Annotated in this window: 20 protein-coding genes; 9 read left to right on the top strand and 11 right to left on the bottom strand. The window is 67.8% G+C overall.

The annotated features are described in order from the left end of the window. Positions 1–178: 178 nt before the first annotated feature. Positions 179–2212: an NADPH-dependent 2,4-dienoyl-CoA reductase gene (locus U5771_RS02505; protein WP_322022498.1), complete on the bottom strand. Its 2034-nt coding sequence runs from the start codon at positions 2210–2212 to the stop codon at positions 179–181. 75 nt (positions 2213–2287) lie between these two features. Between U5771_RS02505 and U5771_RS02500 the strand changes: the two genes are divergently transcribed. Continuing rightward, complete coding sequence (locus tag U5771_RS02500; protein WP_322022497.1) at positions 2288–3370, top strand: AraC family transcriptional regulator; 1083 nt, start codon at positions 2288–2290, stop codon at positions 3368–3370. A gap of 164 nt (positions 3371–3534) precedes the next feature. Here the strand turns inward: U5771_RS02500 and U5771_RS02495 are convergent, their stop codons facing one another. From U5771_RS02495 to U5771_RS02485, 3 genes are all read right to left on the bottom strand, one after another. Beyond that, complete coding sequence (locus U5771_RS02495) at positions 3535–3984, bottom strand: aconitase X swivel domain-containing protein (protein WP_322022496.1); 450 nt, start codon at positions 3982–3984, stop codon at positions 3535–3537. Further along, entirely contained in the window at positions 3977–5224 is a 1248-nt protein-coding gene (locus U5771_RS02490; protein WP_322022495.1) for an aconitase X, read from the bottom strand. The genes U5771_RS02495 and U5771_RS02490 overlap by 8 nt, the downstream gene beginning before the upstream one ends. Before the next feature lie 67 nt (positions 5225–5291). Continuing rightward, positions 5292–5720, bottom strand: a complete 429-nt coding sequence (locus U5771_RS02485) for a MarR family winged helix-turn-helix transcriptional regulator (protein ID WP_322022494.1) — start codon at positions 5718–5720, stop codon at positions 5292–5294. Between the two features lie 114 nt (positions 5721–5834). On the opposite strand from U5771_RS02485, the gene U5771_RS02480 reads away from it, so the two are divergent. The 5 genes from U5771_RS02480 (at position 5835) to U5771_RS02460 (ending at position 11510) form a co-directional block, all read left to right on the top strand. Beyond that, positions 5835–6755, top strand: coding sequence for a LysR family transcriptional regulator (locus tag U5771_RS02480; RefSeq protein ID WP_322022493.1), 921 nt, complete (start codon positions 5835–5837; stop codon positions 6753–6755). A gap of 107 nt (positions 6756–6862) precedes the next feature. Beyond that, positions 6863–7294 (top strand): MarR family winged helix-turn-helix transcriptional regulator, encoded by a 432-nt coding sequence (locus tag U5771_RS02475; protein ID WP_322022492.1) that lies wholly within the window; start codon positions 6863–6865, stop codon positions 7292–7294. A gap of 65 nt (positions 7295–7359) precedes the next feature. Then, entirely contained in the window at positions 7360–8448 is a 1089-nt protein-coding gene (locus tag U5771_RS02470) for an HlyD family secretion protein (RefSeq protein WP_322022491.1), read from the top strand. Positions 8449–8461: 13 nt separating this feature from the next. Then, positions 8462–10036, top strand: coding sequence for a DHA2 family efflux MFS transporter permease subunit (locus U5771_RS02465; RefSeq protein ID WP_322022490.1), 1575 nt, complete (start codon positions 8462–8464; stop codon positions 10034–10036). A 16-nt stretch (positions 10037–10052) separates the two neighbouring features. Next, positions 10053–11510 (top strand): efflux transporter outer membrane subunit, encoded by a 1458-nt coding sequence (locus U5771_RS02460; RefSeq protein ID WP_322022489.1) that lies wholly within the window; start codon positions 10053–10055, stop codon positions 11508–11510. 22 nt (positions 11511–11532) lie between these two features. On the opposite strand, the gene U5771_RS02455 is transcribed toward U5771_RS02460, so the two are convergent. After that, positions 11533–11943, bottom strand: a complete 411-nt coding sequence (locus U5771_RS02455) for a TIGR02594 family protein (protein ID WP_322022704.1) — start codon at positions 11941–11943, stop codon at positions 11533–11535. 190 nt (positions 11944–12133) lie between these two features. On the opposite strand from U5771_RS02455, the gene U5771_RS02450 reads away from it, so the two are divergent. The 3 genes from U5771_RS02450 (at position 12134) to U5771_RS02440 (ending at position 15739) form a co-directional block, all read left to right on the top strand. Beyond that, positions 12134–13045 carry a LysR substrate-binding domain-containing protein gene (locus tag U5771_RS02450; RefSeq protein ID WP_322022703.1) on the top strand — a complete coding sequence of 304 codons (912 nt, stop codon included), beginning with the start codon at positions 12134–12136 and terminating at the stop codon, positions 13043–13045. 123 nt (positions 13046–13168) lie between these two features. Then, a complete protein-coding gene (locus U5771_RS02445) occupies positions 13169–14485 on the top strand; it encodes an MFS transporter (RefSeq protein ID WP_322022488.1) in 1317 nt (438 codons plus the stop codon). Between the two features lie 12 nt (positions 14486–14497). Continuing rightward, positions 14498–15739, top strand: coding sequence for an amidohydrolase family protein (locus tag U5771_RS02440; protein ID WP_322022487.1), 1242 nt, complete (start codon positions 14498–14500; stop codon positions 15737–15739). Between the two features lie 69 nt (positions 15740–15808). Here U5771_RS02440 and glmS read toward each other — a convergent pair whose 3' ends face one another. The 6 genes from glmS to U5771_RS02410 form a co-directional block, all read right to left on the bottom strand. Further along, positions 15809–17626: a glutamine--fructose-6-phosphate transaminase (isomerizing) gene (gene glmS / locus U5771_RS02435; protein ID WP_322022486.1), complete on the bottom strand. Its 1818-nt coding sequence runs from the start codon at positions 17624–17626 to the stop codon at positions 15809–15811. 47 nt (positions 17627–17673) lie between these two features. After that, on the bottom strand, positions 17674–18762 hold the full coding sequence (locus U5771_RS02430; RefSeq protein ID WP_322022485.1) for a hypothetical protein: 1089 nt from the start codon (positions 18760–18762) through the stop codon (positions 17674–17676). A 91-nt stretch (positions 18763–18853) separates the two neighbouring features. Next, entirely contained in the window at positions 18854–21004 is a 2151-nt protein-coding gene (locus U5771_RS02425) for a polysaccharide deacetylase family protein (protein WP_322022484.1), read from the bottom strand. A gap of 336 nt (positions 21005–21340) precedes the next feature. Further along, a complete protein-coding gene (locus tag U5771_RS02420) occupies positions 21341–22114 on the bottom strand; it encodes a hypothetical protein (protein WP_322022483.1) in 774 nt (257 codons plus the stop codon). A 14-nt stretch (positions 22115–22128) separates the two neighbouring features. Next, positions 22129–23166, bottom strand: a complete 1038-nt coding sequence (locus U5771_RS02415; RefSeq protein WP_322022482.1) for a YaiO family outer membrane beta-barrel protein — start codon at positions 23164–23166, stop codon at positions 22129–22131. Between the two features lie 11 nt (positions 23167–23177). Further along, the gene (locus U5771_RS02410; RefSeq protein ID WP_322022481.1) at positions 23178–24173 is read right to left on the bottom strand and encodes a polymer-forming cytoskeletal protein; all 996 of its coding nucleotides are present in this window, start codon (positions 24171–24173) and stop codon (positions 23178–23180) included. Between the last annotated feature and the right edge of the window lie 2 nt (positions 24174–24175).

Below are 24175 nucleotides of genomic sequence, written 5' to 3'. Positions count from 1 at the left end.
GTAACGAGCGAAGTCTGCCGGAATCGCGTCGCCACGTTGCATGGCGACGCGGTGCATCCGTTCCACGCCGTCGGCGCGCCCAGGATGCCGGGTCGTCGGACGGAAAGTTGCAAGCCGTCGCGCAGGCCAGCCACCGCCGCGCCAGGCACGCCGTCCCGACACCCGAAACGATTGTCCGTTACAGCCGCGCCGCGAGCCGCGAGCCCTGATCGATCGCACGTTTCGCATCGAGCTCGGCCGCCAGTTCGGCGCCGCCGATCAGGTGCACCGAGCGTCCGGCCGCCTGCAGCGGCGCGAGCAGCGCGCGCTGCGGTTCCTGCCCCGTGCACAGCACGATCGTGTCGGCTTCGATCAGTTCGTGATCGGTACGCTGTTCGCCGTACGACACATGCAGCCCGCGCGCATCGATCAGTTCGTAGTTCACGCCGCCGACCATCTTCACCTGCTTCATCTTCAGCGTCGCGCGGTGAATCCAGCCGGTCGTCTTGCCGAGCCCCTTGCCGAGCGGCGCGGCCTTGCGCTGCAGCAGCGTCACTTCGCGAGCCGGCGCCGCGACCTGCGCGCGCGTCACGCCGCCGCGCGTCGCGGCCGGATCGGTCACGCCCCACTCCGCTTTCCACTCTTCCAGATCGAGCGTCGGCGACTCGCCGTCCTGCACCAGATATTCGGCGACATCGAAGCCGATGCCGCCCGCGCCGACCACCGCGACACGCCGGCCGACCGGCTGCCTGCCGGCGAGCACGTCGATATAGCTGAGCACGTTCGGGCCGTCCTGGCCGGGAATCTTCGGGTCGCGCGGCGCCACGCCGGTCGCGAGCACGATCTCGTCGTAGCCGCCCGCGATCAGGTCGCTCGCGTCGACGCGGCGGTTCAGGTGCAGGTTCACGCCGGTCAGCTCGACCTGACGGCCGAAGTACCGCAGCGCTTCGTCGAACTCCTCCTTGCCCGGAATCCGCTTCGCCATGTTGAACTGGCCGCCGATCTCCGATGCCGCGTCGAACAGGTCGACGTGGTGGCCGCGCTGCGCAAGCACGGTCGAGCACGCAAGCCCGGCCGGCCCGGCGCCGACCACCGCGATGCGCTTGGGCTGCTGCACGCGCGTGTAGGTCAGCTCGGTCTCGTGACATGCGCGCGGGTTCAGCAGGCATGACGCGATCTGGTTCTTGAACGCGTGGTCGAGACACGCCTGGTTGCAGCCGATGCAGGTGTTGATCTCGTCGGCGCGGCCCTGCGCGGCCTTGACGACGAACTCGGCATCCGCGAGCAGCGGGCGCGCCATCGACACCATGTCCGCGCAGCCGTCCGCGAGAATCTGCTCGGCCACTTCGGGCCGGTTGATCCGGTTGGTCGTCACGAGCGGGATGCCGACCTCGCCTTTCATTTTCTTCGTCACCCACGCGAACGCGCCGCGCGGCACCGACGTCGCGATCGTCGGCACGCGCGCCTCATGCCAGCCGATACCCGTGTTGATGATCGTTGCGCCCGCCCGCTCGACAGCCTTCGCGAGCTGCACGGTCTCGCTCCAGTCGCTGCCGTCCGGAATCAGGTCCAGCATCGACAGCCGGTAGATCAGGATGAAGTCGCGCCCGACCGCTTCGCGCGTGCGCTCGACGATCTCGATCGGCAGACGGATCCGGTTCTCGTACGAACCGCCCCACTGGTCGGTGCGCTTGTTCGTATGCATCGAGATGAACTGGTTGATCAGGTAGCCCTCGGAACCCATGATCTCGACGCCGTCGTAGCCGGCCTCGCGCGCGAGCTGCGCGCAGCGGACGAACGCGCGGATCTGCCGCTCGACGCCGCGCGCGCCGAGTTCGTGCGGCGCAAACGGCGAGATCGGCGACTTGATCTTCGACGGCGCGACCGCGAACGGGTGGTAGCCGTAGCGGCCGGTATGCAGGATCTGCAGCGCGATCTTGCCGTCGTCCGCATGCACGGCGTCGGTGATCACGCGATGCCGTCGCGCGCCGGCCGAGGTCATCAGCGTGCCGCCGAACGGCTTGGTCCAGCCAGCCACGTTCGGCGCGAAGCCGCCGGTCACGATCAGGCCGACGCCGCCGCGCGCGCGCTCGGCGAAATAGTCGGCGAGCCGCGGCAGCGTCTTGCGGCTGTCCTCGAGGCCCGTGTGCATCGACCCCATCAGCACGCGATTCTTCAGCGTGGTGAAGCCGAGGTCGAGCGGCGCGAGCAGGTGGGGAAAGGAAGTCGTCATGATGATTCTGCCGATAAGCGATGCATGTCATCGTAGGCGCGCGCCGCCTTGAACGTGAGGGGCCAAACAGCCATAATGCTTGTCATTTCCGGCCAAATCGACATGACCTCCCCGTCACGCAAGGACCACCTCGGGCTCCGCCGGCCGACGATTCCGGTCGCCTATACGCGCCTGCTGCTGCAAGCGCTGGCCGCACGCGGCGTCGATCCGGCCGCCGTGCGCGCGGGCACCGGACTGCGCGACGCGGTGTTGGCCGAACCGGACGCGCGCGTCGCGCCGTCGCAATGGGGCCGGCTCGTGCTCAACGCGATCGAGATCGGCGGCGATCCGGGCATCGGGCTCGCGTTCGGGCTGCTGCTGAAGCCGACCGTGCACGGCTTCCTCGGCTATGCGACGCTGACCGCACGGGACATCCGCGACGCGCTGGTCGTCACGCAGCGCTACTTCCGGATGCGCAACCGTCAATACCGGCTGACCTATGCAGAGGACGAACACGGTGCCACGCTCGAACTGCACGGCGTGCAGGCAAGCCCCGTGCTGCAGCATCACGTGATGTTCGAGTTCGTGCTGACGGGGCTCGCGCAGAACATCTCGCAGTGGTCCGGACGCGCGACGCCGCCGATCGTGCTGCGCTTCACCTGGCCCGAGCCCGAGTATTTCGCGCGTTATCGCGACCAGTTGCCGCCGGTCGAATTCGGCTGTGCGGCGAATGCGCTGTGGATCGCGCGCGACGTGCTCGACTGGCCGCTGCCGCTCGCCGACGAAGTCGCGCACCGGCAGGCGCTCGTCCAGGTCGAACGCGAGTATGCGCAGGTCCGCCAGGACGAAGGCGATCTGGTCGAGCGCGTGCGCGCGGAACTGGCGCGAACGGCCGGCGACTATTCGAGCCCGGAAGCGCTCGCAGACGCGTTGCTCGTGTCGACGCGCACGCTGCGGCGCCGGCTCGAGGAAGCCGGGGCGAGCTATCGGCAACTGCTCGACGAAGCCCGGTTTCGCGACGCGAAGCAGCTGCTGTCAGCATCGGATCTCGACCTGAAGACGATCGCCGAGCGGCTGCAATTCACCGACCCGGCGAATTTCACGCGGGCGTTCCGGAGGTGGGCCGGGCAGACGCCGAGCGCGTATCGCGAAGCAGCCGGCGAGCCGGCGCGCGAGTAAGCCGGAAAGAGCGCGCTTGCGTTCCGCCGCCCGCACCGACCCGCCTCGCCGACGTGAACGACCCACGCGCTGCCCGCCAGCTGTCGACGGAGATCCGCGCACCGCCACCGCCTCGCGCGCATCGATCAGCGGCTCACCGACGTGAACGATCCACACGCTACCCGTCAGTTGCCGACGGAGATCCGCGCACCGCCGTCTCCATCACCCGCCTCGATCCGCACCTCGCCGGTCGCGGCGACGATCGCGTCATACACGTCGTCCGTCACGCACACCACCGGCACCGCGATCGCATACAGCTCGGCGGCGACGATCGCGCCGATCGAGATAATCAGGTCGCGCTCCTTCAGCACGATCCCGACCGGCCCCGTGCCATTGCGCACCGCTTCCGCGAGCACGCTGCTGCTCGAACTCGAGCCCTTCGCATGCGGCATCACCATGATCCGGCCGGCCAGGCTCGCGCCCGCCTGCGGATGCCCGCGATCGACGATCCGCCCCGCGCCCGAGTCGTAGCCGCCCCAGAAGCTGAGCGGTTTGTCGAGCACGATGGTCGTCGCGCATGCGCTGCCCGGCACGAGCGTGTCGCCCGTCAGTTTCCCGATCGTTGCGTCAGTCATCGAATCGCACCTTTCCTTCGAACGCGGAACGCACGCACTCGCGCATGCTGCCGTATGCCATCGTGACGCCGATGTTCGCGGGCGCATACGACGCCCACTTCCCCGAGTTGGTCATCACCAGGCCCGACAGCTGTTTCATCACCGGCGTGATGTACGTGCAGGTATCGACGACGATCTGGACGCCACGCGCGTCGAACTTGCGGGCAAGCCCGAGCTCGCCCAGCTCCCACAGGATGAAGCGGCTCGTGTTCACGTAGAAATCGCACTTCGGCTTGCCGTCGAACTGATCGAGCAGCGCGTCGAGCGTGCGGAATTCGGCCAGCGAGAAGTGCGGCGTGCCGAGCGCGACCGCGACGAGCGCATCGCCGGCCGCACCGTGGTTCAGCGTGCGGCGGATCTCGTCGAGATCGGCCATCGCGACATCGACCGTGCGCTGCGCCGCCTGCCCGTGCAACGCGGCGTCGAGCGTCTGCGCCTCGGGCGTGACGCCCACCGCATGGAACAGCGCGACCGCGCCGCTCGATGCGGCGGCCGCGCCAAGCGCCTTGAGTTCGTCTTCGGTGGTGTCCGCGGGCAGCCCGACGATCGCCGGCACGATCGCGCCGGCGATCCTGCCGATCAGCAATCCGAGCGCCGCGAAATAGATGTCGCGCGACGGCCGGTTGCCGAAGTCCGGCGCGTTGAACACGATCCGCGCCGCGCGATTCGCTTCGACGTGCAGCCCCGCATACGGCGCGCGTCCGGTGATCGCGGCGGCGAGATCGAGAAAGTCGCCATAGCGGCTGGTGCGTGCACCGAGCACCGAATTGGCGAACACGATCGCATTGGACTCGGCCCACGCGATTTGCTCGCCCAGGCGTGGACGATTCTTCAGCTGATACGGCGCGCACGTGAAGCTCGATTCGCAGCCGAGCTGCAGGTGCGCATCCATCAGGCGTTGCGCGTCGCGCTGGATCGTGCGGTCGCCGTGATACAGCTCGGGATGGATCAGGTCGAGCGACCCGACGTTCAGGGTGGTCGGCACCGCGACCTGCGCGCCGGTGTCGACGAAGTACTCGACGAAGTCGAGGCTCGTCTGCCCGTGGTAAAGACAGCCGTCGATATGCGCGGACGTGATGTCGATCAGGTGCGGCGCCGACATGACTTCGGCCGTGCGCGCGACGATCCGCATCGCGCGTGCGACGCCGTCGCCGAATGCGCCGCGCAACATCGCGTCGTCGCGCTCGCTCAACTGCAGCATGGGGTGCTCCTCGTGTCTCGTCCGGTGGATCCGGATCGCTTTTGTCATACTACCGCGCGCGTTGCACCTAGCGCTGCGCCGTCAGGCTGAACAGTTCGTCGCGCAGCGCCTTGGCCCGGCCGTGGCCGAACTGCGTCTCGAACTCGTCCTGCGCGGCCTGCCACGCGACTTTCGCCTGCGCGTAGGTGCGCTCGCCCAGTTTCGTCAGGCTGAGCGCATGCGCGCGGGCATCATGCTCGGACGCGGCCGCGGCGACGAAGCCGTCGCGCTGCAGCGGCTTCAGCGCACGCAACAGCGTCGTGCGATCCATCACCAGCCGGTCGGCAAGTTCGCTCATCACCACGCCGGGCCGGTGCGACAGGTTCGCCATGATCGAGAACTGCGCGGGCGTGACCCCGACCGGGGCCAGATGCCGCTCGTAAAGCTGCGTGACGAAGCGCGCCGCCTGACGCAGCGCGAGGCAGTTGCAGGCCTGGGCCATCTGGATATCGTTCATGATCGGCAATTTATATGTGCATATGCATAAAGTCAATGTACACTCCGCCCTAACGGAATGGCCGGGGCCGGCCGCATGCATCGGGCGCCCCGCCATCGCCTCGAGGAGACGGACATGGACTACATCGACAAGCTGCGGATCTTCCGGTCGGTGGTGGAAATGCGCAGCTTCACGCGTGCCGCCGACATGCACGGCCTCGCGCGGCCGGTCGTGTCGCGGGCGGTCGCGGATCTGGAGGCGCGCTTCGGCAGCCGCCTGCTGCACCGGACCACGCGCCAGGTGTCGCTGACCGAAACCGCCGAGCGCATCTACGAGCGCTGCGCGGCCGTGCTCGACGAACTCGACGCGCTGGAAGCGCAGGCGCAGTCGCACACGCGCGAGCCCGAGGGGCTGCTGCGCCTCGTCGCGCATACGACGGCCGCGCTGAACCGGCTCGTGCCGCTGATCGCCGGCTTCAAGGCCGCGCATCCGAAGGTGCGTCTCGACGTCACGCTGACCGAGCGCCCGGTCGACCTCGTCGGCGAAGGCTACGACATCGGCATCGTCGTGCCGTACATGCTGACGAGCGAGACGACCGTGGTGCGGATGATCGAACGCATTCCGGTGGTGATCGTCGCGACGCCCGCCTACCTGCGCGCGCATCCGCGCCCCGACACACCGGCCGAGCTCGCCGGCCATGCGTTCGTGGCGTTGTCGCCGTCGCTGCGCCGGCCCGCGCTGTCGTTCCGCGTCGACGGCGATACGCTGACCGTGCCGTTGAGCTTCGACATCTCGTCGAACAGCCCCGTCTTCAACCGCGAAATGGTGATGCACGACTTCGGCATCGGCGTCGTGCCGAGAACGCTCGTCGAAGCCGAACTCGCGTCGGGCACGCTCGTTCAGCTGCTCGAAGGCGCCGACCTCGTCGACGCGTTCGTGGAAATCAAGCTCGCTTACGCGAATCGCGCGCTGCTGCCCGCGAAAGTCAAGGCATTCATCGACTACACGGCCGCGTACTGCGACCGCGAAGGCTGGCGTGTTCCGGCCGCGGCGTGATCCGGCGCGGGCACGCGCCGTTCAGCCGCCGATTGGTACAGCCACGACACCAATCTGATCCTGCCCCGCCCCTCGCTTCAGGCCATCCTGCCGCCTAATATGTGCACATGCACAAGACAACGCTCACCGATGACGATTGCTTCGCGGTCCGGCAAGCCGCGCGGCGGATCTCGCAGTTCTACGAGCGCTACCTGTCGCGGGCGGGCGTCACGCCGTCGCAGTACAGCATCCTCGCGCTGCTGCGGGAGCGCCCGGGCCTGACGATGGCGACGCTGTCGGCGGTGCTGGTGATCGAGCGCACCGCACTGTTGCGCGCGCTCAAGCCGCTGGTCGGCGCGGCGCTGGTGACGGGCCGGATCGAGCCGCGTTGCCGCCGCCAGACGTTCGCGCTGACCGCGCACGGCGAAACGAAGATCGCCGACGCGCAGGTGCACTGGCTCGCCGCTCAGGAGGCGTTCGAGCAGCGGTTCGGGCCGGCCCGGGCGGCCCGCCTCAGAGACGAATTGTTCCGGATCACGCACAACCTGCCGGAACGCTAGCACCTCTTCCCGATCGGCGACGCGTCGTCGGTCGTTTCAATAAGTGCATATACATAGGTGAATCGATGGAAACGACCCAAGCCGCTGCCTCCCGCGAGGCAGCCACAACCGACCGGCCGGCAAAGCAACGCCGCGTGCCGTGGATGCGGATCGCGGTGGCCGCCGTCGTCGTCGCGGTCGCGGCCGCGGCGCTCGACTGGCTGTTCGTGCTGCGCTTCCAGGAAAGCACCGACGATGCGTATGTCGGCGGCGACGTCACGGTGCTCGCGCCGAAGGTGAACGGCTTCGTCGACCGGATTCTCGTCACCGACAACCAGCGCGTGAAGGCCGGCGACGTGCTCGTGCAGCTCGATGCGCGCGACTACGATGCGAAGCTCGCGCAGGCGACCGCGGAAGTCGACAGCGCGCGCTCCACGGTGGCCGAACTCGATGCGAAGCAGCAACTTCAATACGCGGTGATCGGCCAGCATGCGGCGGACCGGAATGCGTCGTCGGCCGAACTCACGCGTGCGTCGTCCGACCGCGTGCGCTACCGCGAGCTCGTCAAATCCGAGGCGGTGTCGAACCAGATCGTCGAACGCGCGGACGCCGACTATTCGAAGGCGGATGCGGCCGTCGCACGCAGCGACGCCGCACTGCTCGCATCGAAGCGGCAGCTCGACGTGCTCGGCGCGCAGCTCGCCGATGCGCGGGCCCGCGTGAACACGGCCCTCGCCGCACAACGCGTCGCGGCGCTCAACGTCGAATACACGACGATCCGCTCGCCGGTCGACGGCTACGTCGGCAACCGCACCGGCCGCGTCGGGATGCTCGCGAACGTCGGCGTGCCACTGCTGACGGTCGTGCCCGCGTCGGGGCTGTGGGTCGACGCGAACTTCAAGGAAGACCAGCTGCGCAAGATGCGCGCGGGCGATCGCGTCGACGTCGCGCTCGATGCGTCGAGCACGCGCCTGCATGGCCGCGTCGACAGCCTGGCGCCCGCGACCGGCGCAACCTTCAGCGTGCTGCCGCCCGAGAACGCGACCGGCAACTTCACGAAGATCGTCCAGCGCGTACCGGTGCGCGTGCATCTCGATCCGCAACCGGGCATCGAGCAGGTGCTGCGCCCGGGGCTCTCCGCGGTCGTGACCGTGCACACCGACCACGCGAACTGAACGGGAGCCGACGATGACCACCGCGTTTTCCGGCGACCCCGCGTCGCAACCGACGAAGCAGCGCGTCTTCGCGTTCGCGCTGATGTGCGTCGGCTTCTTCATGGCGACGCTCGACATCCAGATCGTCGCGTCGTCGCTGCGCGACATCGGCGGCGGCCTGTCCGCCAGCCAGGACGAGCTGTCGTGGGTGCAGACCGCCTACCTGATCGCCGAGATCATCGTGATCCCGATGTCGGGCTGGCTGTCGAAGGTGATGTCGACGCGCTGGCTGTTCGTCGCATCGGCCGTCGGCTTCACGATCACGAGCATGCTGTGCGGGCTCGCGTGGGACATCAACTCGATGATCCTGTTTCGCGGGCTGCAGGGCGCGCTGGGCGCCGCGATGATCCCGACCGTGTTCACGACCGCGTTCGTGCTGTTCCCGGGCAAGCAGCGGCTGATCGCGTCGACGACGATCGGCGCGCTCGCGTCGCTCGCGCCGGCGATCGGGCCGGTGATCGGCGGCTGGATCACCGATCAATGGTCGTGGCACTGGCTGTTCTACCTGAACCTCGTGCCGGGCGTCGCCGTGGCCGCGCTGGTGCCGCGCTACGTGCATATCGACGAACCCGACCCGAGCCTCGTCAAGCGCGGCGACTATCTCGGCATCGCGCTGATGTCGGGCTTCCTCGGCTGCCTCGAGTACGTGCTGGAGGAAGGCCCGCGCAAGAACTGGTTCGGCGACGACGCGATCGTCATCTGCGCGTGGATCTCCGGCATCTGCGGTTTCCTGTTCATCGTGCACGCCCTGACCGCCGACGATCCGATCGTCGACCTGCGCGCGCTCGCCGTGCGCAACTTCGGGATCGGCAGCCTGCTGTCGTTCGTGACGGGCATCGGGATCTTCGTGACGGTGTTCCTCACGCCACTGTTTCTTGCTCAGGTGCGTGCATTCAGTTCGCTGCAGATCGGCATCGCACTGCTGTCGGTCGGTGCATTCCAGCTGCTCGCGCTCTGCGCGTATGCGTTCGCCGCGCGCTACTTCAGCATGCGTGCGCTGCTCGTGTTCGGGCTCATCTGCTTCGGCCTCGGCTGCTACCTGTACACGCCGATCACGCACGACTGGGGCTGGCGGGAGCTGCTGCTGCCGCAGGCGCTGCGCGGGATCGGCCAGCAGTTCAGCGTGCCGCCGATCGTGACGATGGCGCTCGGCTCGCTGCCGCAGTCGCGGCTGAAATCGGCGAGCGGCCTGTTCAACCTGATGCGCAACCTCGGCGGTGCGATCGGCATTGCGGTGAGCGCGACGATGCTCAACGACCGGGTGAACTTCCACTACCTGCGCCTGAACGAGCACGTGAGCGCCGGCGAGCCGCAGGTCGCGTCGCTGCTCGACCACCAGGCCGCGTACTGGACCTCGGTGGCCGGCAACACGCTGGATACCGCGCAAGCCGGCCTCGCGAACCTGCACCGCCTGATCTATCGGGAAGCGCTGACGCTCACCTACGCGGATGCGTACTACGCACTGTCGCTGTGCTTCGTGGTCGCGCTGGTCGCCGTCGCGTTTTCCCGTCCCATCACCCTCAACGCGCCGCCGCCGGACGCGCACTGAAGCAGAGATCATCATCATGAGAAAGCTACTCGTCGCGCTGGCCGTCAGCGCGTTCGCCGCCGGCTGTGCGGTACAGCCCGCGCAACATCCGGCGCTGCACGATTCCGTGCAATCGCTCGCGCCCGCCGCGTGGGACACCGACGTGCCGCGCGCGGACATCGACGCCGCCGCGTGGTGGGCGCAGTTCCACGATCCCGCGCTCGACCGGCTGATCGCGACCGTGCTCGACGGCAACCTCGATCTGCAGGCTGCCGCCGAACGCGTGAAGCAGGCGCAGGCGCTGACCGTGCAGAAGCGTGCGGTGCTGCTGCCTGAACTCGACGCGACCGCGCACGCGGCCGACGCGCGCCAGAACACGCCGCCGCCGCTCGGCTATGTGCGGCAGGCCGGCGCAGGGCTCGCGCTGAGCTGGTCGCCGGACGTGTTCGGCGGCGAACGGCTCGACCTGCTGGCCGCGCAGGCCGAGCTGGTCGGGCAACGGCATGCGGAAGACGCGATGCGGCTCGCGCTCGCGGCCGATGCGGCCTCCGCCTATGTCGACCTGCGCTGGGCGCAGCAGGAACTGAACATCCTGCAGGACAACGCGGCGATCCGCCGGCATGCACTCGAGCTCACGCGCAAGCGGCAGGCGTTCGGGCTGTCGACGGAACTCGACGTCACGCGCGCGCAGAACCAGCTCGATGCGCTCGAAGCGCGGATTCCCCCGACGCAGGCCCAGATCGCGCATCAGCTCAACCTGATCGCCGTGTATTCGGGCCGCACGCCCGAATCGGTCGACCGGCTCGTGCTCGCGCAGGCCGGCGCGATTCCGGCGCCGCCGGCCGGGTCGCCCGCCACGCTGCCTTCGCAGGCGCTGCTGCGCCGGCCGGACGTGCTGACCGCCTACGCGCAGGTCGAGCGGCGCGCGGCGCAGGTCGGCGTCGCGAAGGCCGAGCGGTATCCGAAGTTCTCGCTGAACCTGACGGACGGGATTCTGGCGGCTTCCTATCTCGGGTTGCCGACGCTGACCGACAACCTGTTCAGCGCGGCCTTGAGCGCGACGAGCCCGATCTTCAACGCGGGGCGCATCACGGCCGACATCACGCAGAGCGAAAGCCGGATGCGCGAGTCGGAACTCGGGTTGCGGCAGACCATGCTGCAGGCGCTGCGCGAAGTCGAGGATGCGCGCGCGAACCTCGTCAGCAGCGATGCAGCGGCGCGCCGGCTCGACAGCGCGCTCGCGGCGTCGGACAAGGCGCTCGGGCTGGCGAACCAGCTCTACAAGGGCGGCGCGACGGATTTTCTGGATGTGCTGTCCGCGCAGGAGGTGTATCTGCGGGATTCGGATGCGCTCAATCAGGTCAAGCGCGAGCATGCGCTGGCGGCGGTCGCGTTGTATCGGTCGCTTGGAGGTGGGTGGAGCAGGAACGATGCGGCGGAGGGGACGCAGGCGGCGCCCGTGGCCGTGGCCGTCGCCGCTGCCGCAAAGGAATGACGGCGGCCGCCGGGCGGCGCGGTCAGCCGGCGTCGGGCCAGCGGTATCCGATCACCTCGCTCACCGGATACGCCAGTTCGCGCACTTCCTCCAGCTGATTGCCGCCGAACAGGTGCACGTGCTCGGCGTCGTGACGCAGATAGAACCCGACGTGCCCCTTCCAGCTCGCGGGGTCGTCGCGCGTCAGGATCGCGATGCAGCCGTACTCCGGACGCGCCAGCGGCCGCCCCCATTCGAGCCACGAACGCGCGAGCGCCGACCCCGTGCCGCGGATGCCGGCATGCGTCATGCACCAGTTGACGAACGACGAACACCACGAAATCTTGTCGTCGTAGCCGACGAGGTTCGTGTGGTTGTTGTATTCGACGATACGCGGATTGATGCTGCCGGGCGGGAAGCGGCGAATGCCCAGTTCGGCCAGTGCGACGGGCATCCACGGCGGATGGCCGGCTTGCGGGTTGCCCTCGGGGTTCGATCGGATCACGACGGTCTCGACGGGATGCGGGTGGAATGTCGCTCAATCTTCGCATGAATACGGCCGGCCGGCAGCGCCTTTCCGGCATGCGATTTCCGGCGCATCCGCCCGTATCATGTCGGCAGCGACCTCGACCCTCACGCCCGCCATGCGCATCACGCCCCTGCCGCCCCTCCAGTGCCTCGTCGCGTTCGAAGCCGCCGTGCGGCATGCGAGCTTCACGAAGGCCGCCGCCGAACTGCACCTGACGCAAAGCGCGATCAGCCGCCAGATCCAGCAGCTCGAGGAATTCCTCGGCCGCTCGCTGTTCGTCCGCGAACACCGCTCGCTGCGGCTGACGATCGCCGGCGAGCAATACGCGGCACAGGTTCATCACCTGCTCACGCAATGCGCGGAAGCCACGCACGACGTGATGAAGCCGTACGGCGATCTCGAACTGACGGTCGCGTGCTCGTCCGGCGTCGCGCTGCTGTGGCTCACGCCGCGCCTGCCGGCATTCCGTGCCGCGTATCCGACCATCAAGCTGCGCCTGATCGTGCGCGACGGCCTGGCGTCGATGTCGCCCGCGGAATTCGACGTCGGCGTCTATTACGTGCGCCAGCAGGCGCCGGCCGAATACACCGCGCGCCGCCTGTTCGACGAGGAAGTCTTCCCCGTCTGCGCGCCGGACTACCTGGCCGGCCGCACGCTGAGCGCGGCCGACCTCGCGAACGAGACGCTGCTGCGGCTCGAGGACGGTCAACGCCAGTGGATGTCGTGGTCCGAATGGTTCGACATGAACGACGTCGACCGGCAGAAGGCGCAGCCGCAGGACATCACGATCAACTCGTATCCGCAGATCGTGCAGATGACCATCCTCGGCCAGGGCGTATCGCTCGGCTGGCGCTACATGATCGACGCGTGCATCGAGGCCGGCCTGCTCGTGCGCGTGACGGAGGCGTCCGCGAGCCACGGCGGCGGCTACTACGTGATCTCGCCGAACGACCGCGCGCAGAACCAGGCGGCACGCCTCTTTTCGCGCTGGCTGTTCGAGCAGGCGGACCGGCAGACCGCGCCGTAGACGCGATGCATGCGCTGTGCGCATGCGTGCATGCAAATCTTTCGTTTCAGAAAAAAATCCGGCTGTCCTTAGCATGGGGTTCACGCGGGACACCCGTCCCGTCTTCTGACAAAGGAAGAGACCATGCAAGGAACGCTTTCCCCGCGCGCCGCGCATTCCGTCGATGCGGCCACCCAGCAGCGCCGCCGCGCCATCGTCGCGACCGTGATCGGCAACGGCCTCGAATGGTTCGACTTCACCGTCTACAGCTTCTTCGCGGTGATCATCGCGAAGCTGTTCTTCCCGACCGGCAACGAACTGACGTCGGTGCTGCTCACCGTCGCGACGTTCGGCGTCGGCTTCTTCATGCGGCCGGTGGGCGGCATCGTGCTCGGCGTCTACGCGGACAAGGCCGGGCGCAAGGCCGCGCTGTCGCTGACGATCCTGTTGATGGCGTTCGGCACCGCGCTGATCGGGCTCGCGCCGACCTACGAGCAGGCCGGCGTCGCCGCGCCGCTGCTGATCGTCGTCGCACGGCTGCTGCAAGGCTTCTCCGCCGGCGGCGAGATGGGCGGCGCCACCGCCTTTCTCACCGAATACGCGCCGCCGGAGAAGCGCGCGTACTACTCGAGCTGGATCCAGTCGAGCATCGGCTTCGCGGTGCTGCTGGGTGCCGCGACCGGCACGTTCGTCACGACGTCGCTCGATGCGCAGGCACTTAACAGCTGGGGCTGGCGAGTGCCGTTCCTGCTCGGGATCGTCGTCGGGCCGGTCGGCTATTTCATCCGCAGCCATCTCGACGAAACGCCCGCGTTCAGCGCCGTCGAAGCGCAGGCGAAGGAGAGCTCGCCGCTGAAGGAAGTGCTGTCCGCCTATCCGCGCGAGACGTTCGCGAGCTTCTCGATGGTGATCCTGTGGACGGTCTGCACGTATGTGCTGCTGTTCTACATGCCGACCTATTCGGTGCGCACGCTGCACCTGCCGCAGTCGACCGGCTTCGCGGCCGGCATGGTCGGCGGGCTGATGATCATGTGCTGCTCGCCGATCGTCGGCAAGCTCGCCGACGCGTGGGGCCGGCGCGTGTTCCTGTCCGGCTCGGCGCTCGCGATACTGGTGCTCGCGTGGCCGATGTTCGCGTGGATCAACCACGCACCCGGCTTCACGTCGCTGATCGTGTTCCAGGCGGTGTTCGGCATGTTGATCGCCACCTATACCGGGCCGATTCTCGCGGCGTTCGCCGAGCTGTTTCCGACCAAGGTGCTGTCGACCGGATTGTCCGTCGCGTACAACTTCGCGGTCACGATCTTCGGCGGGTTCGCGCCGTTCCTCATGACCTGGCTCATCGCCCGCACCGGCAGCAACATGGCCCCCGCGCTCTACGTGACCGTCGCGGCCGCGGTCAGCCTCGTCGGCACGCGCTTCGTGAAGGACGCGCGGCGCGATGCGTCCACGACTCGATAAGGATATTTCCCCATGACCATTACCGTGCTTCAGGGCGGCAACGTGCTCGATCTCGAACGGGGCGTGCTGCTCGACCATCATCACGTCGTGATCGACGGCGAGCGCATCGTCGAAGTCACCGATCGGCCCGTGGATTTTCCGAATGCGCAGGTGGTCGACGTGCGCGGCAAGACCGTGATGCCGGGGTTCATCGATTGCCATGTGCACGTGCTCGCGTCGAATGCGAACCTGGGCGCCAACGCGACGCAGCCGAACATTCTCGCGGCGATTCGGTCGTTGCCGATCCTCGACGCGATGCTGGCGCGCGGCTTTACCAGCGTGCGGGACGCGGGCGGTGCGGACTGGAGCCTGATGCAGGCGGTCGAGACAGGGCTGGTTTCCGGGCCGCGCATCTTTCCGTCCGGGAAGGCGTTGTCGCAAACCGGCGGGCACGGCGATTTCCGGCCGCGCGGCGATGTGCTGGAGCCCTGCTCGTGCTGCTTTCGCACCGGGGCGATCGCCCGCGTCGTCGACGGCGTCGAGGGCGTGCGGCTCGCGGTGCGCGAAGAGCTTCAGAAAGGTGCGACGCAGATCAAGATCATGGCATCGGGCGGGGTCGCCTCGCCGACCGACCCGATCGCGAACACGCAGTATTCGGAAGACGAGATCCGGGCGATCGTCGATGAAGCCGACGCCGCGAATACCTATGTGATGGCGCACGCCTACACCGGGCGCGCGATCGCACGCGCGGTGCGGTGCGGCGTGCGGACCATCGAGCACGGCAATCTCGTCGACGAGGCCGCGGCAAAGCTCATGCACGAGCGCGGCGCGTTCGTCGTGCCCACGCTCGTCACGTACGACGCGCTTGCCCGGCATGGTGCGCAGTTCGGGATGCCGGCGGCTTCGGTAGCCAAGGTGGCTTCCGTGCAGCAGAAAGGACGCGAGTCGCTGGAAATTTATGCAAACGCCGGCGTGAAGATGGGCTTCGGCTCCGACCTGCTCGGCGAAATGCATGCGTTCCAGTGCGGGGAGTTCCGGATCCGGGCTGACGTGCTGGGCAATCTCGAGGCGCTCAGGTCGGCGACGACCGTGGCGGCCGAGATCGTCAACCTGCCGGGGCAACTGGGGGTGATCGCCGCAGGCGCGATCGCGGACGTCGTCGTGCTCGACGGCAATCCGCTCGACGACATCGGCGTCGTCGCGGGGGAAGGCGAAAGCGTCGCGTACGTGTTGCAGCGAGGCAAGATCGTGAAGGCCCGGGCGGCCTTGCGTTGACCCCTCGACCCGTTGCCCCGTTGACCGCTTGCGCGGGCCGGTCGGCACCCGTCGACCGGCCCGCGCCCGTCACTCGACCGTCACTGATTTCGCCAGGTTCCTCGGCTTGTCGATATCCGCGCCGCGCAGGCACGCGGCGTGATACGCGAGCAACTGCAGCGGCACGACGTGCAGGATCGGCGACAGCAGCCCGTAGTAATCCGGCATCCGCAGCACCGACACGCCTTCGCCGTTGTCGATCCGCGTATCGGCATCGGCGAATACGTAAAGCTGCCCGCCCCGCGCCCGCACTTCCTGCATGTTCGACTTGAGCTTCTCGAGCAGCGCGTCGTTCGGCGCGATCGTCGCGACCGGCATCGCGTGCGTCACGAGCGCGAGCGGCCCGTGCTTCAGTTCGCCGGCCGGATACGCTTCCGCGTGGATATACGAAATCTCCTTCAGCTTCAGCGCGCCTTCGAGCGCGATCGGGTAATGCAGCCCGCGCCCGAGAAACAGCGCATTCTCGTGCCGCGCGAACGCCGCGGCCCAGCGCTCGATCTGCGGCTCCAGCGCGAGCACGTCCTCGAGCGCGTTCGGCAGTCGCCGCAACTGCGTCGTGTAGCGCACGAGCTGCGCGTCGTCGACGTAGCCGCGCAGCCGGCCGAGCGTCACCGCGAGAATGAACAGCGCGACGAGCTGCGTCGTGAATGCCTTGGTCGACGCGACGCCGATTTCCGGGCCGGCGCGCGTCAGGAACCGCAGGCCGGTCTGGCGCATCATCGCGCTGGTCGGCACGTTGCAGATCGCCAGCGTGTCGATGTGACCGAGCGCCTGCGCGTACTTGAGCGCGGCGAGCGTGTCGGCGGTCTCGCCGGATTGCGACACGCTGATCACCAGCGTATTCGGCAGCGCGAGCGCGTCGCTGTAACGGTATTCGCTCGCGATCTCGACCTGCGCGGGCAGGTGCGCGATCGTCTCGAGCCAGCGGCGCGCGGTCAGGCCGGAATAGTGACTCGTGCCGCACGCGAGGATCAGCACGTTGTCGATCTGCTCGAACGCACGCGCGGCATCCGGGCCGAACACCGACGGATCGAACAGCCCCGCGTCGGGGATGGTCGCGGCGACGGCCTGCGGTTGCTCGAAAATTTCCTTCTGCATGAAATGCCGGTACGGCCCGAGCTCGACCGCGCCTTGCGTCGACGAGACGGTCTGGATCGGGCGCTCGACCGGCGTGCCGCCGCGTTCGAGAATGCGCACGCCGCCCGGCGTCAGCTCGACGATGTCGCCTTCCTCGAGAAAAATGAAGCGATCGGTGATGCCGGCGAGCGCGAGCGCGTCGGACGCGAGAAAGCATTCGTCATCCTTCAGGCCGACGACGAGCGGCGAGCCCACCCGCGCGCCGATCAGCCGCTGCGGCTCGTGCTTGCTGAACACCGCGATCGCATATGCACCGTGCAACTGCGACGTCGCGTCGCGCACGGCGGCGAGCAGGTCGCCGCGATACTTGCTGTGGATCAGATGGGCGACGACCTCGGTGTCGGTCTGGCCGTCGAACTGGTAATGCTCGTCAGACAGTTGCCTGCGCAATGTCTCGTGATTCTCGATGATGCCGTTGTGCACGAGCGCGATTTCGTCGCGTGAGAAGATCGGATGCGCGTTGCAGGTCGCGGGCGCGCCGTGCGTCGCCCACCGGGTGTGCGCGATGCCGGTGCTGCCGCACAACCCGGCGCTGCGCACGTGCGCGTCGAGATCGGCGACGCGCGACACACTGCGTTCGCGGCGCGCCTGGCCGTCGACGACGGTCGCCACGCCGCATGAATCGTAGCCGCGATATTCGAGGCGGCGCAAACCTTCAATCAGAATCGGAACGATGTTCCGTTGCGCGACCGCGCCGACGATGCCACACATGACACGTCTCCTTCCCTGTTTCCGTTCATCGACCGTGCGCCGTCTCGTCAGCGCGATCCGGTCACCGCTGTCTCCGCCGTCGTGAACCCGCATGTGGCGGGTGCGAGCGGGTCGGCCATCCGGCTTTCGAATGCCAGGTACAGCGCCTCCTCCAGTACGTTCCAGTGCGTGCCGTGACGGTACGGGCCCGAGCGCGCGTACCAGCAGGCGACGGTACTCCAGTCGTTCATCTTGAATGCGACCAGCGCGATCAGCCCCCACGGAAAATCGGAGCCGGCGAGCTGCATCCAGGTCTTGCCGTACTTCTGCATCCACTGCGCATAGATCGTCTCGTTCGACTGCTCGGGCACCTGGATGCCGGACAGGATCGGGAAGATCTGCGCGACTTTCGCCGGATAGAAGCTCGTGTCGCTGATCTTCTGCGTGCTCGCGCGAAAGCCGGATTGCGTGCCGCGCCAGAACACCTTGAGGATCGCCGCCGAAAGCCGGTCGGCGCGCTGGCTCCATGGCCCCGCGTGCGCATGATCGGCACGGCGCACGTGATATGCGGCGAGCGCCTGGAACGCGCTGTGCACCTCGACGTTGTCCATCAGCAGCGCGACGTGCAGCGACGACGAGATCTGATAGACCCCGGTCGCCTTGTCGAGCAGCGTGTCCAGGTGCGCGCCCGCGCGGTTCAGGCTGGCGTCCCACGCGGCGGGCATGCCGTCGGGCGGCGCAAAGCGCGCGAGCAACTCGATCCAGGTCGCCATCATCGCGTCGTCCGCGTCGGCTTCCGCGCACGGGTTGGTCTGGCCGTCCTTCACGCAGTAGCGGTCGAAGCCGCCGTCCGGACGCTGGCGCGGCAACAACCATGCGATCCACGCGAGTGCCGCCTGACGGGCGTCCATCCGGGTGTCGGCGGCGGCCAGCAGCGCCTTGGCCGCGAAATACGGATCGATGCCGGCGCCGTTCAGGCGCACGGTGATCGCGCCGTCCGGGCGTTGATACAGCCCGTTGAGCTGGAGTTCGGCGGCGCCCGCGTTCAGCACGGCGCAGCACGCGGCGACGCAACAGGCAACGCGCCACGCGCGGCACCGGCTGACGGTGGCCGCCACGCACGCGCGTGCGGCCGGGAAAAGCGCGGGCCGGTTCATGATCGGGGGCTCCTGCGCGGTAGTCCTGCGCAATCGTCGCCGGACGCGGCGTTGGCCGCGTCGCGCCCGGCGGACGTGTCGACGGTGTGGCTCAGTGCACCTTGGCACTCGTGAACTTGAGACTGGTGCCGCTGTTCGCGGTCACGAGCCAGTAGGTCGAGTCGGCGATGCTCACGCTGCCGCTGCCTTGCGTGATGACCGGCAACGCATACGCGGCCTTCGGCAGCAGCCAGGTCATGTTCGTCAGGCTGGTCGGGTGGCTGGCGGCGAATGCCCAGCCGGTGCCCGTGTCGGTGGCGGTCCACGTGACGTTCAGGCGTGCCCGGTCGAACACGGTGATGTCAGTCATCGTGTACCACTTGAACTGCCCTGCCAGCTTCAGCATATTGGCTTGCGAGAAGATCGCGGACAGCGTCGACGTATAGGACGACGCGCCGAACGGGTGTGCATAGATCAGCCGGCTCGTGCGGTTCGCGACGACGAAGTTCATCAGCGCGGCATACCAGTTGTTCACGTCGGTCGTCGGCACCGCGTATTGCTGGAACTCCTCGAACGTCGCGTACTTGCCGAACGGCATCACCGGGTAGGCCCACAGCCCCGGGTTCAGCAGCGCGCCGTTGCGATAGGCGCGGGTCGGCGCCGAGCCGGTGTGGCCGGTGAAGTAATACCCGTTGAAGCCATTGCTTTCGAGCCAGTTCACCGACCAGGTCGGCGTGTTGCCTTCCGGTGCGGCGTACTCGACGTCCGGCTTGCCGGTCGCGGCCTGAACGGCCTGGTGGTTCATCACGAGGTACTGCGTGAACGTGCTCGCGTTCGTTTCGCTCGCATTCGCCCCCCAGTAGTCGTGGATCCAGCCGCCGTGGCTGCCGACGCGATGCCCCTTGCTGACGAAGTACCTGAGGAGACTCTGCGCCGCGGGGTTGTTGGCGAGATTGATGCCGTCGCCATCGCCGAACGTCGCCTCGTCAGGACCGGCCGTCACGACGAGCGAGAACGGCCCGTTGTTCCAGACGCCGAGGTTCTTCAGCGTCTGTGCCGGCTGGATCTGGTCGCCCGCGCAGAAGTGCCAGTTGAAAACCAGCCCCGCCATCGCCTTCGGCAGCGGCGACAACGACGGCAGGTTCAGCATCTGCGTGCCGAAATAATGCAGGTAGCCGTGAATCAGCATGCCGTCGGTCTGGCCGTCGAGGTAGGCCAGCGGCAGGTTGACGAACAGCACGCCGCCGTTGCCGTACGTGTTGTAGCCCGACACCAGTCCGAACGTCGGCGAGGTCAGGATCGTCGTGCCGGTATACGTGCCCTGCGTGACGAAGCTCGGATAGGTCAGGAAGCCGTACACGTAGCCGGAGATGCCTTCGAGCGTGTCGGTCGTGGTCGCGAGCGTCGACGCGAGCGTGCTGGCCTTCTTTCCGGTCGCGGTGCTCAGCAGCGAACCGGCGCTATACGACGTGGTCTTCTTCAGCTTGCCCGTCACGGTGCCGTTCAGCTTCGGGAGCGTCTGGTTCAGCACGCCGCTGCCGTTGGCCGGCGTCTCGTACTGGAACCATGCGCCGTGGTTGTAATTCGCGAGGCCGCCCGGGTTCGACGGGCCGGCGGCCAGGAACAGCGCATCGCCGGACGTCGATGCCGACGTGGTCGACGTGCCGGAGCTGCTCGTCGACGCAAGCGACGTCGCGGGGCTGGCGGTCGTGGACGACGACGTCGTCGTCCATGCCATCGACTTGCCGGGCGGCACCTGCAGCGTGCGCAGCCAGCTGCTCATGCCGGTTACGTTTCCGAGACCGATCATGTTGCCGCCGTACTGGTCATACAACACGTAGTCGACGCCCACCATGCTGCTGAAGCGCGATTTCGGGCTCACGTAGAAGCCGGCCGAATTCAGTACACCGAAATCGTAGACGAGCATCACCTTGCCGCCGTTCAGCGCGTAGTTCTGGATTGCCGTCACGAGCGCATCGGCGGCCGTCGTATGAACCTGATCCGGCAGGATCAGGCCGGGATACTGCGACAGCGTCGAGCCGGCGGCCATGAACTGGCTGTCGGTCATCACCGTGATCTGCAACCCCTCCTCCTGTGCGGTATCGAGCCACGCGGACACGCGGGAATCAGGCAGCGTCAGCGTGTCGGGCACCAACAGGAGAAGCTGGTTGGTGGCCGCCCGAACGCCGCCCGGACTGAATGCGAACGCCAGCGCGAATAGCGCGAACAGGATCCGCAAGAACTTGCCTGACTTTGCCAACATGGTGTGCTCCTCGCTGAAGGAATGGCTGGCGCGCGGCAGCAGCGGTGCGCGTGCCGCCGGGTCAGCCAACCTTGCCCGGTAGATGTATGCGGTTGCCCAGTTCGTCGAGCATCGAACGGCGTCGGCCATCGGCAGCCGGACGTGCGACCCTGTTCCGGCGTGCCGCACCGTGTTCTCCGTTGAAAGCAAATCGATGCGACGCTGTAAGAGAAGCGAACAACGTGCCACTGACCCCGGAGGCCCTGTCGTGCTCGCTCCATGCATCGCGTTCCGTACGGACCGGCAAAAAACGCGGCCGAATCGTTTCATCACTGATACGGCGGCGTTTTGCGCACGCTATCCGCGCGAATCCTCGGATGGATTCGTCAGCGAGCCGGGCCAGCTCGCGCAGTAGGTGTAGAGCGTGACCAGCAGGCCGATCAGCAGCGGGCCGCCGAGCAGGAAATAGCAGAACGGCAGGAACAGCAGCGAGCCGTGATGGATGATGACCGCGTGCAGCAGCATCACGAACGGCAGCGCGAACACGAAATAGCCGACCACCAGCACCGATGCGGCGATCTTCTGCAGCAGCGTGAAATCGAGCGGGTAATAAAGTGCCGCCATCACCAGCGGAATCAGCGTGATCGCCGCACCGTGCAGCACGAACATGTCGCGCAGATGGAGCATCGGCACATACGGGAACGCGCCCGGCGCCAGCCAGAAATACGCGCAGATCAGCAGCTGCGTGAAGCTGGCGATACGTAACAGATATGCAACGGGCAACCAGTTCGCACGCCGGAAGAACGACGCGCCGAAGCCGATCGCGCAGAGTGCCGCGGTCACGGCGAGCAGCGTCGCGCTCGGCGTGACCGCGGCGAGATCGATCGACAGCAGCGGTACGCGCGGCGCATCGGGCGGGTATCCGATCACGATCACGTGCAGCGCCGGATCGATCTGGTGCGCGCCCCAGACCATGACCGCACGCCAGTAGCGCCACGCGAGCGGCAGGCCGAGCCACAGCAACGTATAGAGCGTCGGGGTCAGCAGCACGATCGACATCAGCCAGCGCTGCGGATGCGGGTGGATCCGCAACGACCGGTCGACGGAAGGACGAACGGGGTGCGTCTGCATGGCGCGCGCCCCCGCTACCAGCGATAGAACACGCTCAGCTCGCCGCCGATCCGTGAATAGTAGGGGTTGTGGTAGTAATCGAATTCGACTTGCGTACCCCACTTGCGCGTGAACCAGTAGCGCCATTTCGCGATCACTTCGTGACTGCGGAAATCGGCGATCTGCGAACCGGAGCCGGTGACCTGATATGCCTCGCGGCCGAACCCGCCACGCAGCACGATCACGCTCTTCCCGACTTCGCCGTAGGTGACGGCGCCGTAGTATTGAGGCGCCTTCACCGACCCCGGCGAATCGACCGTATAGTTCGTGCCCGCCTCGAAGATCCACTTCGGCAGCGCATACCAGATCAGGCCGGCGTGATACAGCTGATCCTTGTGGCCGCTGCGGTTCCACGCGTAGCCGGCGCCGAGCGACACGATCAGCGACCGGTTGGACAGCAGCTTGCGGTTGATCGACAGGTCGACGCGCGCGCTCGGCAGGATCGTGCCGGAGGTCGTGCCGGCAAAGCCGATGCCGCCGAACCAGTCCGGTCCCATGTCCTGCACATACGTCAGTGCGCCGAGCTGCGTGTTCTCGCCGAAACGGTGCAGTTGCGCGAGCTCGCCGAGTATCGTGCGGCCGCCGTCCTGATAGACGCCGCGCACATGCACGCCGTACCAGTCGCCGTACCCGTGCGTCAGGTGCGCGCTGGATACGCCGAGCGACATCTCGGCATGCGGTTCGCTCGGCGCCTGCACGTGCGCGATCACCGCGTCGGGCAACGGCGGCCGGTTCGTATCGTCCGGCGAGAATTCGGCGAGCGGCGTGCCGTCCTGCAGGCCGTCGGCGGACACGCGCACGAACGCCGGCGCGTCGAGCGTGCGCGGCACGATGACGGGCGCAGCATCGGGCGGCTGCGCCGGCGACTGCGCGGGCGGCTGCGCGGGTGCCGGCGCGCCCGCCTCATCCGGCTGCGCCGCGAACACCGGGAGCGGACCGACGGCAACGCTGCACAGCACCGCCAGTGCGGCGACCGGTGCGCGCGAGCCGCGACGGCGGGAACGATCGGACATGGAGGCGCTCCTTAACGGGATGCGTGGAACCAGCCGCTGCGGCACGCGACGAGGTCGCCGTGCACGCACGCATGGCCGACGACCGAGACGTCGCGCGCGCAGGCGCTGACAGGATGACCGGCGACGCCGATGCGCCCGCCGGTCAAGCGCAGCAGGCCGCCGGCCGACACGACGCCGTCGATGCAGCTGCCGCTGGCAAGCAGCACGTCGTCCCGCGCGAACACCGCGCCGTGCAGCAACGCGTGGCGCTCGAGCTCGACGCGATGCGCCTTGACGCTGCCGCGCAGCACGCAGCCGTCGCCGACCACGAGCGTGCCGTCCACCACGAGGTTGCCCTGCACGACCGTATGTGCGGGCAGGCGCACGTCGCAGGGCAGCAGGTAGCGGCCGTGCACGTAGCGGTGCGGCAGCTTCGAGAAGTGGCGGGTCAGCGAGATCGCACGGCGCGGTGCGCCGGCGATATCGTCGGCCGGCACGGCCGGTGCCTTGCCGAACACGATCGGCTCGCCGTACAGGCACGCGAAGCCGCCGGCGCCATGCAGGTACATCGTTCCGCCCACCACGACGCCGCGCAGCACCGCGCTTTCGACGTCGATGTGCGGCGCGTGCGCGAGCATGCCGATCGTCGCGCCGGCATGAACGTCGATGCGCTGCTCGGCGAACGCATACGCGGCCCGCGCGCCGCCGTCGAGCGTGATCGCGCGATCCGCGTACAGCACGTCGTCGCAATGCTCGTCGCGCACGACACGGATCTCGTCGTCATGCCGCACCAGGAGACCGAGCGCATGCCACGGCGGCATCGCGGACGGATCGGCCGGCTGCGCACCGCCTGCGTGCACGCGCAGCGCATCGCGCCAGCGCGCGGCGAGCAGCGCCTGATCGACGAACGGGCCGTCGCCGATCGGCAGGGCCGCCACATCGCTGCACCGGATCAGTTCGCGCAGCAACGGCAGGAACGGCAGGCTCAGCACGCCCGCCACCGGCACCATCACATTGAAGGTCGTCATCG

The sequence above is a fragment of the Burkholderia sp. BCC1977 genome (assembly GCF_905339595.1).
GTDB lineage: Bacteria > Pseudomonadota > Gammaproteobacteria > Burkholderiales > Burkholderiaceae > Burkholderia.
Note: the sequence above shows the minus strand (reverse complement) of the source record. Positions and strands in the feature narration are given on the sequence as shown.

Excerpts from the sequence above, each read along its gene's own strand:
- U5771_RS02505 (WP_322022498.1), bottom strand. The coding sequence starts at position 2,212 with ATGACGACTTCCTTTCCCCACCTGCTCGCGCCGCTCGACCTCGGCTTC.
- U5771_RS02500 (WP_322022497.1), top strand. The coding sequence starts at position 2,288 with ATGCTTGTCATTTCCGGCCAAATCGACATGACCTCCCCGTCACGCAAG.
- U5771_RS02495 (WP_322022496.1), bottom strand. The coding sequence starts at position 3,984 with ATGACTGACGCAACGATCGGGAAACTGACGGGCGACACGCTCGTGCCG.
- U5771_RS02490 (WP_322022495.1), bottom strand. The coding sequence starts at position 5,224 with ATGCTGCAGTTGAGCGAGCGCGACGACGCGATGTTGCGCGGCGCATTC.
- U5771_RS02485 (WP_322022494.1), bottom strand. The coding sequence starts at position 5,720 with ATGAACGATATCCAGATGGCCCAGGCCTGCAACTGCCTCGCGCTGCGT.
- U5771_RS02480 (WP_322022493.1), top strand. The coding sequence starts at position 5,835 with ATGGACTACATCGACAAGCTGCGGATCTTCCGGTCGGTGGTGGAAATG.
- U5771_RS02475 (WP_322022492.1), top strand. The coding sequence starts at position 6,863 with ATGCACAAGACAACGCTCACCGATGACGATTGCTTCGCGGTCCGGCAA.
- U5771_RS02470 (WP_322022491.1), top strand. The coding sequence starts at position 7,360 with ATGGAAACGACCCAAGCCGCTGCCTCCCGCGAGGCAGCCACAACCGAC.
- U5771_RS02465 (WP_322022490.1), top strand. The coding sequence starts at position 8,462 with ATGACCACCGCGTTTTCCGGCGACCCCGCGTCGCAACCGACGAAGCAG.
- U5771_RS02460 (WP_322022489.1), top strand. The coding sequence starts at position 10,053 with ATGAGAAAGCTACTCGTCGCGCTGGCCGTCAGCGCGTTCGCCGCCGGC.
- U5771_RS02455 (WP_322022704.1), bottom strand. The coding sequence starts at position 11,943 with ATGCCCGTCGCACTGGCCGAACTGGGCATTCGCCGCTTCCCGCCCGGC.
- U5771_RS02450 (WP_322022703.1), top strand. The coding sequence starts at position 12,134 with ATGCGCATCACGCCCCTGCCGCCCCTCCAGTGCCTCGTCGCGTTCGAA.
- U5771_RS02445 (WP_322022488.1), top strand. The coding sequence starts at position 13,169 with ATGCAAGGAACGCTTTCCCCGCGCGCCGCGCATTCCGTCGATGCGGCC.
- U5771_RS02440 (WP_322022487.1), top strand. The coding sequence starts at position 14,498 with ATGACCATTACCGTGCTTCAGGGCGGCAACGTGCTCGATCTCGAACGG.
- glmS (WP_322022486.1), bottom strand. The coding sequence starts at position 17,626 with ATGTGTGGCATCGTCGGCGCGGTCGCGCAACGGAACATCGTTCCGATT.
- U5771_RS02430 (WP_322022485.1), bottom strand. The coding sequence starts at position 18,762 with ATGAACCGGCCCGCGCTTTTCCCGGCCGCACGCGCGTGCGTGGCGGCC.
- U5771_RS02425 (WP_322022484.1), bottom strand. The coding sequence starts at position 21,004 with ATGTTGGCAAAGTCAGGCAAGTTCTTGCGGATCCTGTTCGCGCTATTC.
- U5771_RS02420 (WP_322022483.1), bottom strand. The coding sequence starts at position 22,114 with ATGCAGACGCACCCCGTTCGTCCTTCCGTCGACCGGTCGTTGCGGATC.
- U5771_RS02415 (WP_322022482.1), bottom strand. The coding sequence starts at position 23,166 with ATGTCCGATCGTTCCCGCCGTCGCGGCTCGCGCGCACCGGTCGCCGCA.
- U5771_RS02410 (WP_322022481.1), bottom strand. The coding sequence starts at position 24,173 with ATGACGACCTTCAATGTGATGGTGCCGGTGGCGGGCGTGCTGAGCCTG.